This window comes from Streptomyces sp. PA03-1a (assembly GCF_033792805.1).
Lineage (GTDB): Bacteria > Actinomycetota > Actinomycetes > Streptomycetales > Streptomycetaceae > Actinacidiphila.
This window is the reverse complement of record NZ_JARAVO010000295.1, coordinates 1-10,180: the sequence shown is the minus strand read 5'-3', so window position 1 is coordinate 10,180 and position 10,180 is coordinate 1. Positions and strand designations below refer to the sequence as shown.

General features: G+C 72.6%; 12 protein-coding genes. 8 read left to right on the top strand and 4 right to left on the bottom strand.

From position 1 onward, the window contains the following. On the top strand, nucleotides 1-501 hold a 501-nt coding region (locus PV341_RS40205), incomplete at its 5' end, for a hypothetical protein (RefSeq protein ID WP_500360377.1). A 4-nt stretch (nucleotides 502-505) separates the two neighbouring features. Beyond that, complete coding sequence (locus PV341_RS40200; RefSeq protein ID WP_500360375.1) at nucleotides 506-1,153, top strand: class F sortase; 648 nt, start codon at nucleotides 506-508, stop codon at nucleotides 1,151-1,153. Nucleotides 1,154-1,175: 22 nt separating this feature from the next. On the opposite strand, the gene bcp is transcribed toward PV341_RS40200, so the two are convergent. Continuing rightward, nucleotides 1,176-1,643, bottom strand: a complete 468-nt coding sequence (gene bcp, locus PV341_RS40195; protein ID WP_499512061.1) for a thioredoxin-dependent thiol peroxidase — start codon at nucleotides 1,641-1,643, stop codon at nucleotides 1,176-1,178. A 100-nt stretch (nucleotides 1,644-1,743) separates the two neighbouring features. On the opposite strand from bcp, the gene PV341_RS40190 reads away from it, so the two are divergent. From PV341_RS40190 to PV341_RS40180, 3 genes are all read left to right on the top strand, one after another. Further along, nucleotides 1,744-2,067, top strand: a complete 324-nt coding sequence (locus PV341_RS40190; RefSeq protein WP_361801395.1) for a DUF3618 domain-containing protein — start codon at nucleotides 1,744-1,746, stop codon at nucleotides 2,065-2,067. A gap of 10 nt (nucleotides 2,068-2,077) precedes the next feature. After that, nucleotides 2,078-2,416, top strand: coding sequence for a GroES family chaperonin (locus PV341_RS40185; RefSeq protein WP_026251892.1), 339 nt, complete (start codon nucleotides 2,078-2,080; stop codon nucleotides 2,414-2,416). Nucleotides 2,417-2,516: 100 nt separating this feature from the next. Then, a complete protein-coding gene (locus tag PV341_RS40180; RefSeq protein WP_089225959.1) occupies nucleotides 2,517-2,837 on the top strand; it encodes a DMT family transporter in 321 nt (106 codons plus the stop codon). A 73-nt stretch (nucleotides 2,838-2,910) separates the two neighbouring features. On the opposite strand, the gene PV341_RS40175 is transcribed toward PV341_RS40180, so the two are convergent. After that, on the bottom strand, nucleotides 2,911-5,091 hold the full coding sequence (locus tag PV341_RS40175) for a transglycosylase domain-containing protein (protein ID WP_500360374.1): 2,181 nt from the start codon (nucleotides 5,089-5,091) through the stop codon (nucleotides 2,911-2,913). Between the two features lie 239 nt (nucleotides 5,092-5,330). Between PV341_RS40175 and PV341_RS40170 the strand changes: the two genes are divergently transcribed. After that, a complete protein-coding gene (locus PV341_RS40170; RefSeq protein ID WP_500331316.1) occupies nucleotides 5,331-5,483 on the top strand; it encodes a hypothetical protein in 153 nt (50 codons plus the stop codon). A gap of 87 nt (nucleotides 5,484-5,570) precedes the next feature. Here PV341_RS40170 and PV341_RS40165 read toward each other — a convergent pair whose 3' ends face one another. Both PV341_RS40165 and PV341_RS40160 read right to left on the bottom strand, forming a co-directional pair. Further along, complete coding sequence (locus PV341_RS40165; RefSeq protein ID WP_500331315.1) at nucleotides 5,571-6,683, bottom strand: aminotransferase class V-fold PLP-dependent enzyme; 1,113 nt, start codon at nucleotides 6,681-6,683, stop codon at nucleotides 5,571-5,573. A 25-nt stretch (nucleotides 6,684-6,708) separates the two neighbouring features. Continuing rightward, nucleotides 6,709-8,034: an SGNH/GDSL hydrolase family protein gene (locus PV341_RS40160; protein WP_500360372.1), complete on the bottom strand. Its 1,326-nt coding sequence runs from the start codon at nucleotides 8,032-8,034 to the stop codon at nucleotides 6,709-6,711. 173 nt (nucleotides 8,035-8,207) lie between these two features. Here PV341_RS40160 and PV341_RS40155 point away from each other — a divergent pair, with 173 nt between their 5' ends. Together PV341_RS40155 and PV341_RS40150 are read left to right on the top strand one after the other, a co-directional pair. After that, nucleotides 8,208-9,515, top strand: a complete 1,308-nt coding sequence (locus PV341_RS40155) for a DUF445 domain-containing protein (protein ID WP_500360370.1) — start codon at nucleotides 8,208-8,210, stop codon at nucleotides 9,513-9,515. A 74-nt stretch (nucleotides 9,516-9,589) separates the two neighbouring features. Next, on the top strand, nucleotides 9,590-10,180 hold a 591-nt coding region (locus PV341_RS40150), incomplete at its 3' end, for a class E sortase (protein WP_500360368.1).

Below are 10,180 nucleotides of genomic sequence, written 5' to 3'. Positions count from 1 at the left end.
GTCGGGGGCGTCGGCGGTGTCGGAGGCGTCGGCGGTGTCGGGGGCGTCGGCGGTGTCGGGGGCGTCGGCAGCGGCCCGGTGAAGATCACCCCCGGCACGGCCGGTCCGGGCGGCGACGTCGACGTCCGCACCGACCAGTGCGACCGCGCCAAGACCGGCACCGTCAGCTCCTCCGCGTTCGTCACCCCGGTCACACTCGCCCCGGCCAGCGACGGCGGGATGTACGCCTCCGCCGTGGTCCGATCCGGGCTGACCCCGGGCTCCTACCGGGTCTCCATCACCTGCGACGGCAAGTCCCACGAGGGCACGCTGGAGGTCACCGAGGCCGCCTCCGGCTTCCCGTCCGCTCCTGTCCCCGCGGGCGGCGGCGCCATGGCGGCGCACCCGGCCGCGGCGGAGGAGCAGCAGCCGGCGGGCGTGCCCGGCATCGTGGCGGCCGGGGTCCTGGCCGTGGCAGGGGCCGCGGGACTGGTCGTGCACCGTCGCCGCACCCGGGACTGACCCGGTGCAGGGACGTACTGTCGCGACCCTCGCGACCATCGTGGTGCTCGGCGCGGCGTGGCTGAGGGGATACGTCCACCCGGGCCCACCGGGCTCCGGGTCGGGCGCCCCCGCGACCGCCGCGACCGCGGACGCCGCAGCCGCGGGGCGGCCCGCCCAGGTCTACGCGGCGCACACGCCGCTGTCCCCGGCGCGCCCCCTGCGGATCGACATCCCCACGGCCGGCATCCACGCCAAGCTGGTGGAACGGGGGCTCACCGCCGACGGCGCGGTGGACCCGCCGCCGTTCACCACGCCGAACGTGGCCGGCTGGTACGGGCGCGGTCCCGCCCCCGGGGACGCGGGGGCGGCGCTGATCGTCGGACACGTCGACACCCGCACCAAGGCGGCGGTCTTCTACGCCCTGAGCACCGTCACCCAGGGCGACCTGGTGGAGGTCACCCGCTCGGACGGCTCGGTCGCCGAGTTCGCCGTCGAGGGCGTGGAGATCGTCGACAAGACGGGCTTCCGCCCGGACCGGGTGTACGGCTCGGGGGTCCGCCCCGAGCTGCGGCTCATCACCTGCGGCGGCACCTTCGACCACGCCACCCAGTCCTACTCGGCGAACGTCGTGGTGTACGCGGCGCTGACCGGCTCGCACACCCGGGCGTGACCGGCCCCGGCCCGACGGGGCGTCAGATGCCCAGATCGCGGATGAGCTTGGCGACGTGGCCGGTGGCCTTGACGTTGTACCAGGCGTGCTCGACCTTGCCCTGCTCGTCGACGACGACGGTGGAGCGGATCACCCCGGTCACCACCTTGCCGTACAGCTTCTTCTCGCCGAAGGCGCCGTACGCCTCCAGCACCGACTTGTCGGGGTCGGCGAGCAGGGTGACCTTCAGGGACTCCTTCTCGCGGAACTTGGCCAGCTTCTCCGGCTTGTCGGGCGAGATCCCGATGACGTCGTAGCCGGCGCCCGCGAGCAGGTCGAGGTTGTCGGTGAAGTCGCAGGCCTGCTTGGTGCAACCGGGCGTGAGGGCGGCCGGGTAGAAGTACACGACGACCTTGCGACCCGCGTGGCCGGCGAGGGAGACCTCGTTGCCGTCGGCGTCGGGAAGGGTGAAGGCGGGGGCGGTGTCGCCGGGCTGGAGGCGCTCGCTCATGGTGCAGTTCTCCGATTCGGGGTGCCGACGGGCATCGGCACGGACGGGCTGACAGACTGTCTGCACGGTACCGGTCGACAAGGACGATGGAGGCGGAGCAGTGTCGGATGGCAGGAGTCCTGCTCAGATCGAGGCGGACATCGCCCTCAAGCGGCAGGCGCTCGCCGCGACGCTGGACGAGATCGCGGTGCGGGTGCACCCCAGCACGATCGCGGCGGACGCCAAGGCGAAGGTCGCCTCCGCGGTGGACCGCACCGCGGGCCGTGCGTACGTGGCGGTCAACCGGGGTGTGACCGAGCTGCGGGGCCACTTCGTGGCGGAGGACGGCGCGCCGCGCGTGGAGCGCATCGTGCCGGTCGCGGTGGCGGCGGTGGCGCTGGTCGCCGTGGTGGCCGGGCTCTCACTGCGCCGGCGACGCCGGTAACGTCGTACCTGTGAGTTCGAATACGCATGACAAGCTGCCCATCCGCATGCTGCACGACCGCGTGCTGGTGCGCTCCGACGTCCCCGAGGGTGAGCGGCGCTCCGGCGGCGGCATCCTGATCCCCGCCACGGCGGCCGTCGGCAAGCGGCTCGCCTGGGCCGAGGTCGTCGCGGTGGGACAGAACGTACGGACCGTGGAGGTCGGCGACCGGGTGCTCTTCGACCCGGAGGACCGGGCCGAGGTCGAGGTGCGCGGCACGGCGTACGTGCTGATGCGTGAGCGGGACCTGCACGCGGTGGCGGCGGAGCGGCTGCAGGGCTCGGAGGACTCCACCGGCCTCTACCTCTGATTTGTTATCGTCGTGTTCGTCCCCTGACGAGACGCGCCGTACCAGGGCCCATGCAAAGACGACGCCTTCTGACCCCTTGAGGATCGTGGAGGTGCCCGTCATGGCATGGGTCCTGTTGTGTGCCGCCGGCCTGCTCGAGGTCGGCTGGTCGATCGGCATGAAGTACACCGACGGCTTCACCCGGCTGTGGCCCAGCGTCGGCACGGGGCTCGGCATCGTGGCGAGCATGCTGCTGCTGTCGTACGCGGCGAGGACGCTGCCGATCGGCACCGCCTACGGGGTGTGGGTCGGGATCGGGGCAGCCGGCGCGGCGGTGCTCGGCATCGTCGTGCTGGGTGAGCCGGCGACCGCCGCCCGGATCTTCTTCATCTGCCTGCTGCTGGTGTCCGTGGTCGGCCTGAAGGCGACCTCGGGGCACTGACCTGCGCTGACCAGGCCGCACCGGGCCACGCCGGGCGCCGCCGGGGGAACCCCGGCGGCGCCCGGCCCCGTGTCTACGGGAAGTCGTCCCCGCCGCCGGGGTCGCCGTCCAGGCCGCCGATGGGCAGTCCGCCGCCCTCGGTGCCGCCGTCCTCGCCGGGGCTGGCCGGGCCGCTGGGCTCGGTCGGCGCCTCGCTGGTGGGCGGTTCCTCCGTGCCGGGCGGCTCGGAGGACTCCGGCGGGGCCGAGGTCGTCGGCGGGGCCTGGGCACCGGGCTCCAGCCGCAGCTTGAAGTTCTTCGCCGGCTTACCCTCCAGCGCGTCGGCCGTGTACTGGGCCCAGATCTGCGTGGGGTAGCCGCCGCCGTTGACCCGGGGCAGTCCCGTGACGTTGTAGAGCTTCTTCTGGGCGCCGGTCTGGGAGTCCTGGCCCATCACGGCGACGACGGTGGCCAGGTCCGGGGTGTAGCCGGCGAACCAGGCGGCCCTGTCCTCCTCCGCCGTGCCGGTCTTGCCCGCGGCGGGCCGGCCCGCGGCCTGCGCCGCGGTGGCGGTGCCGCCCCGGACCACCGAACGCAGGATGGAGGTCGTGGTGTCCGCGGCCTCGCGGTGGACGGCCTGGGTGGGCCGGCGCGTGGGCAGCTGCACGTCGTGCCCGTTCTTGGTGATCTTCACCACCATGGTGTACGGGACGTAGCGGCCGTGGTTGGCGAGCGTCGCGTACGTCTGCGCCATGTCCAGCGGGCTCGCCGTCATCGTGCCGAGCGCCATCGCCGGGGTGGTCACCAGCTTCACCTTCTCCGGCATGCCCAGCGCCCGCACCGTGTCGTTGACCTTGCCCGGGCCGACGTCCTGCGCCATCTGGGCGTAGACCGAGTTCACGGACTTGTCCATGGCGTTGGTGACCGTGATCGACCCGTACGAGACGCCGTCCTCGTTGCCCGGGGCGTAACCGGTGGGGCCGTCGGGACCGATGACCTCGCGCTTGTTCCGGCCGTCGTAGACGGTGTAGGGGGTGATGCGCCGGCCGCTCTGGGTGGTGGAGTCGTTCTGGACGGCGGAGGCGAAGATGAACGGCTTGAAGGTGGAGCCCACCTGGTAGTCCGTGCGGGTCGCGTTGTTGACGAACTGCTTGGTGTAGTCGACGCCGCCGTACATCGCGACGACCTTGCCCGTGGCCGGGTCGATGGACGCGCCGCCGACCCGCACGAACTTGTCCACCGGGTGCTTCTTCGGGTCCAGCTTGTCCAGGAGTTGCTCCTCGGCCGCCTTGACGAAGGCCTTCTCCTTCTTGCGGTCGATGGTGGTGGTGATCCGGTAACCGCCGGAGCGCAAGGTCTCCTCGTCCAGGATCCCGGCCCCGTACAGGTAGTCCTTGACGGCCTCGACCAGGTAGCCGCGCTGGCCGGACATCCCGGTGGCGGCCTTGGCCTTCTGCGGCGTCGGGAACTTCAGCCCGGCGCGCTCGCCCTCGCTCAGCCAGCCCTCCTTGACCATGCCGTCCAGCACGTAGTCCCAGCGCGCCTGAGCCTTGGCCTTGTTCTCCGGGTGGGCCACGATGTCGTACTCGCTGGGCGCGTTGAGCAGGGTCGCCAGGTACGCGCCCTCGGCGGCGTCGAGTTCGTCGGCGTCCTTGCCGAAGTAGGCCTGGGCGGCGGCCTGGATGCCGTAGGCGTTGCGGCCGTAGTAGCTGGTGTTGAGGTAGCCCTCGAGGATCTCCTCCTTGGTCTTCTCGCGGTCCAGCTTGATCGCGATGAAGAACTCCTTGGCCTTGCGGACCGCCGTCTGCTCCTGGTTGAGGTAGTAGTTCTTGACGTACTGCTGTGTGATGGTCGAACCCGACTGCTTGCCCTTGCCGGTGACGGTGTTCCACGCCGCGCGCAGCATCGCCTTCGGACTGATCGCGGACTCGTGGTAGAAGTTGCGGTCCTCGGCGGCCAGCGTGGCGTGCTGGGCGACCTCGGACACCTGATCCAGGCCCACGTTCTCGCGGTTGACCGCACCGTCCCGGGCGAGCTGGGTGCCGTCGGAGTACAGGTAGACGTTGCTCTGCGCGACCGCACCCGCGTTCGCCTTGGGGATGTCGACCAGCTGGTAGCCGATGATGAACGCCCCCGCGCACGCCAGCACGACCAACAGGAACGCGCCGAGCACCGCGCGCCAGCTCGGGATCAGTCTGCGGGCACCGGTGCGCTTCGGCTTCTTGCCGGAAGGCCGGTTCTCCCAGCCGCCGGGGGAAGCGTTGCTGCTGCTCATGTCTGTACTGACTCCTCCGCGGCCGCCGAGGGTTGTGCCGCCGGCGGAACATCTTGGGTCAATCGTGCCGTACGGCCCGCCGGACACTCTCCCACCATCTGGACAAATGGGGTCATCGCGGCGCATCCGTGACAAGCCTGTGACAGGCCGAAAGCGTGACGCCCACCACCCCGGCGGGTGAAAACTCCGCGGCACCCGGCGGTCACCGCGCGTAAGACCGGGCGCTTGCGCGCCAGCGGGTGGAGCCATTCCCCGCACCGGGAGGAGGGACCACGCTCCTGTGCGCGACCGTGGCGGCGGACGGCTTCCGGCGCCACGCCACCTACCGCGTGGCCCCCGCGGCCGGCGTCCTCACCGACACCGCCTTCGGCTCCATCACCGCATACACCTAGCTCGCCCTCCGGCACGAACGCCCCACGAGGGGGGCTACGCCCCGTCCATGACGTTGACGTACGTCCGCACCGGCCAGGCGCGGCCGGTCAGCGCAGCGAGGCCAGCGCGGCGCGTACACGCTCCACGGCGCCCGTCGTGGTCGACGCGTGGGCCGACAGCCGGACGGAGTCCGCCCGCACCGAAGGGGTGACCCCGTGCGCGTGCAGCGCCTTGGCGATCTGGTCCGGGTCCACGTCCGGCAGCGCGAAGGACACGATGCCCGCCCGCTCGGCGCGGGCCACCGGGGACAGCACCTGCCCGCCGGCCGAGCGGACCACGTCGATCAGCTCGTCGACCCGGCGCGCGACGTGCGCCTCGACGGCGGCCACCCCCACACCCTCGACGAGCTCCAGCGCCGCCGCGAAGGCCGCGGCCGTCACCGGGCTCAGATTGGTGATGCTCCAGCGCAGCGCGTCCGGCGCGACCGGGTGCTCGGTGTCGTCGAAGACGGCGACGTCCTCGACCCCGGTCCATCCCGTCAGCGTGGGCTCAAGCCGCTCCAGGGCCCGGTCCGACAGCGCCGCGAACCCGGTCGCCCAGCTGGCCCGCAGCCACTTCTGGCCGCCCGCCACGACCACGTCCGCCGCCTGCCACGGCTGCTCGACGACGCCGAACGCCTGCATCGCGTCCACCACGAGCAGCCGGTCGCCGATCACCTCGCGCAGCGCCGCGAGGTCGGCCCGGTAGCCGGTGCGGAAGTCCACGGCGCTTATCGAGACCGCCACCACGTCGTCCGTCAGCGCCTCGCGCACCGCGTCCGGGGTCGGCGCGCCGTCCAGCCAGCGCGGCACCGCCCGGCCGAGGGCGGCCGTGCGCCGCCACGGGTAGTGGTTGGCCGGGAAGTCGGCCGAGGGCACCAGGACGGTGCCGCCGGGCACGCCGAAGGCGGCGTGGAAGATCCCGGTGGAGGCGTTGGGCAGCAGCGCCACGTGCCCGGTGTCCGTACCCGCCAGACGGGCCGCCGCGGCCCGGGCGCGCGGCTCGGCCCGCATCAGGTCGTTGACGGTGGTGTGGTCGGCCTCAGCGGAGGCCGCCAGCGCGGCCGCCGTGGCGTCGAGGACGTCCCGCGAGGGCGGACCGTAGCGGGCGAAGTCCAGGTAGCCCTCGGGCTCGCTGAAGTGCTCCGCGTAACCGGGCAGACCGCCCGTGTGCTCCGTCATGGGTGTCGCCGTCCGTCCGTACTCGTCACACCTTGGCCGCCGCGCCGCCCTTGAGCAGCGACAACTCCACAGTTTCCGCCATGCGCAGGTAGCCGGCGTCACTGGGGTGCAGATGGTCGCCGGAGTCGTAGGCGGGCAGCAGCGCGGAGGGGCGGCCGGGGTCGCGCAGCGCCCGGTCGAAGTCGATCACCTCGTCGAAGACCGTGCCCGCCCGGATCGCGGCGTTCACCTGCTGCCGCACCGCCTCGGTGTGCGTGTTGGAGCCGGGGTGGCCGCCGCACGGGGTCAGCGTGGCACCCAGCACCCGCAGCCCGCGCTCACGACCGCGCGCCACGATCTCCCGCAGCCCGGAGAGGATCTCCTGCGCGCCGGTCCGCTGCGGCGGTCGCATGACGTCGTTGATGCCCAGCTCGACGACGAGCGTGCGGACGCCGGCCTGGGAGAGCGCGTCACGGTCGAGGCGGCTCAGGCCGCTGGGATTGCCGCCGTTCTCGCCGTCGCGCAGCACCCGGTTGCCGCTGATCCCCTGGTTGAGGACGCCCAGCCGCAGCCCCCGGTCCCCCGAGCCGCGCAGCCGCGTCGCCAGGCGGTCCGGCCAGCGGTGGTTCGCGCCGGAGGTGGAGGTGATGCCGTCGGTGATCGAGTCGCCGAACAGCACCACCGACCCGGCCGCCTGCCGCGTGAAGACGTCGACCCCCGTGACGTAGCGCCAGTAGGGGGTCAAGGTGGTGTACCCGGAACCGTCGGTCCGCGCGGTGCGCTCACCGGCCGCCATGAACGAGGTCTGCTGCGCCCGCGGGTGGTACGTCACCGGGCCCGAGGCCTTCGGCGTGTACGTCGTGACGAGCAGGTCCGTCGCGTGCGGCACGGCCAGTTGGACGGGATCGCTGACGACCTCACCGCCCGCGGGGATCCGCACCGACGTCCGCCCGCCGAAGGTCAGCGACCGCATCGTGCCGTCCGCCGCCGCCGGCGACCCCGGGTCCGCCGCGACGGCGACCGTCGCCCGGCCGATCAGCAGGGACGACCGGCCGAAGAGGTTGGAGAGGTGGACGCGCGCCGAGGTGCCGCCGACACTGGTGTGCACGACGTTGCGGATCGACCACCCGGCGTAGCCGTCCGGCCTGTTCGGCTCGCCCCCGACGGGAGACGTCGACCAGGTGCCCACCCACGCACCCGACGCCGCGGGCGCGGCCTGGTTGGGGACACCCGGGAGTCCGGCCCCCACCGTGTCCTGCCCGGAGCGGCCGGGGCCGTCGGCGCGGCTGACGGTGACGAAGATCGCGGCGGAGATGACCGCGACCAGCGCGACAATTCCGGCGAGCAGTGCATAACCCGTCGATCTGGCCATGCGGTGCTTCACTCCTGGGATCAAAGGGCGGGAAACCGGCGCGATCCGCTGCCGCCATGATCCCATGGAGACGTCGGGCCTGCCCGTCTGCATTGTCGGACGCCGGGAACTCGTTGTTCGTTCCACTCGAAGAGTGTGGTGTGGACGATACGCGGAAGGAGTGGATACGACGGATGGAAACGGCCCCGGTGACCGGATCGGACCAAGACCCGACTCCGGCGTTCTCATACAGCCCCGCCGACGAGGGCCGGCGGCGGGGCGTACGACGCATGAAGGTGATCGCCACCGGCCTGCTGCTGGTGGCCACCGCGGTCTACGCGCTGGCCAAGTGGGCCGAGTCGGCGGGAGCCGGCGGATGGTCCGGCTACGTCGCGGCCGCCGCCGAGGCCGGCATGGTCGGTGCCCTCGCCGACTGGTTCGCGGTGACCGCGCTCTTCCGCAGGCCGCTCGGCCTGCCCATCCCGCACACCGCGATCATCCCCACCAAGAAGGACGCGCTCGGCCGCACCCTCGGCGACTTCGTGGGCGAGAACTTCCTGTCCCCGCAGGTCGTCCGCACCCGGCTGCGCAAGGTCGGCATCGCCCGGCGGCTCGGCGCCTGGCTGGAACACCCCGAACACGCCGACCGCGTCACCGAGCAGGGAGCCGCGGCGCTGCGCGGCGCCCTGACCGTGCTGCGCGACTCCGACGTCCAGGCGGTGGTCGGCGAGGCCATCACCCGGCGCGCGGACGCCCAGGAGATCGCCCCGGGGATAGGGAAGATGCTGGAGCGCGTCGTCGCCGACGGCGGGCACCGGCGGGTGGTCGACCTGGTCTGCGTCCGGGCGCACGACTGGCTGGTCGAGCACTCCGACTCGGTGATGCACGCCGTCCAGGAGGGCGCCCCCGGCTGGACACCGCGCTTCGTGGACCGCCGCGTCGGTGAACGCGTCTACAAGGAACTCGTCCGCTTCACCGCCGAGATGCGGGACATGCCCGAGCACCCCGCCCGCGGCGCCATCGACCGCTTCCTGGCCGACTTCGCCTTCGAGCTGCAGTCCGACCCGGACACCCGGGCCCGCGTCGAACGGCTCAAGAAGGACCTGATCGCCCGCAACGAGGTCCAGGAACTCATCGAGTCCGCGTGGGGCTCGGTCCGCGGCATGATCGTCGCCGCCGCCGAGGACGAGCGCAGCGAGCTGCGGCTGCGGGCCCGTGCCTCACTGCTGTCGCTGGGGGCGCGGATGACCGAGGACCCCCGGCTGACCGCCAAGATCGACGGCTGGCTGGAGGACGCCGCCACGTACGTGGTCACCACCTACCGCGACGAGATCACCGCGCTGATCACCGACACCATCGCCGGCTGGGACCCCGAGCAGACCACCCGCAAGATCGAGGCCAACGTCGGGCGCGACCTGCAGTTCATCCGGATCAACGGCACCGTCGTGGGCGCCCTGGCGGGCCTGGCCATCTACAGCGTGTCCCGGCTCCTGGCCGGGTGAGGGAGCCCGCGGGCGGGGCAGCGGGCCCAGCCGCGACCCTGGGAATCTGACGCTGCGTCATCTACCGTGCCCGCATGCCCACCCACGCCCACGCCCACGCCCCGCTGCGCTGGCAGGGACGCGCGCTGTGGGGCGCCGGCGAAGCCGCCCTCACCCTCGGCGCCGTCCTCCTGCTGCTCGTCGCCCATCAACTGTGGTGGACCAACCTGCGGGCGCAATCCGCCGCCGCACACCGGGTGACCGCCCTGGAACGACAGTGGGACGACGCCGACACCTCCGATACATCGGAGGAATCCACGGCCGCCGTCGCCGCCGGTACCGCACCCACAAACCGCTCCCAGGCCAACGGCACCACCACCCGCACCGGGAACGCCACCGCCGGCCCACGCCCCTCCCAGGCCTACGCCGTGCTCCGCATCCCCCGCATCGGCGTCACCGCCCCCATCGCCGAAGGCATCAGCCGCGCCAAGGTCCTCAACCACGGATACGCCGGCCACTACCCGCACACCGCCGGCCCCGGACAGCCCGGCAACTTCGCCCTCGCCGGCCACCGCAACACCCACGGCGAACCCTTCCGCCGCATCGACCGGCTCCGCCCCGGCGACACCCTCCTCGTCGAGACCGCCACCACCCGCTACACCTACGTCGTCCAGCAGACCGTCCCC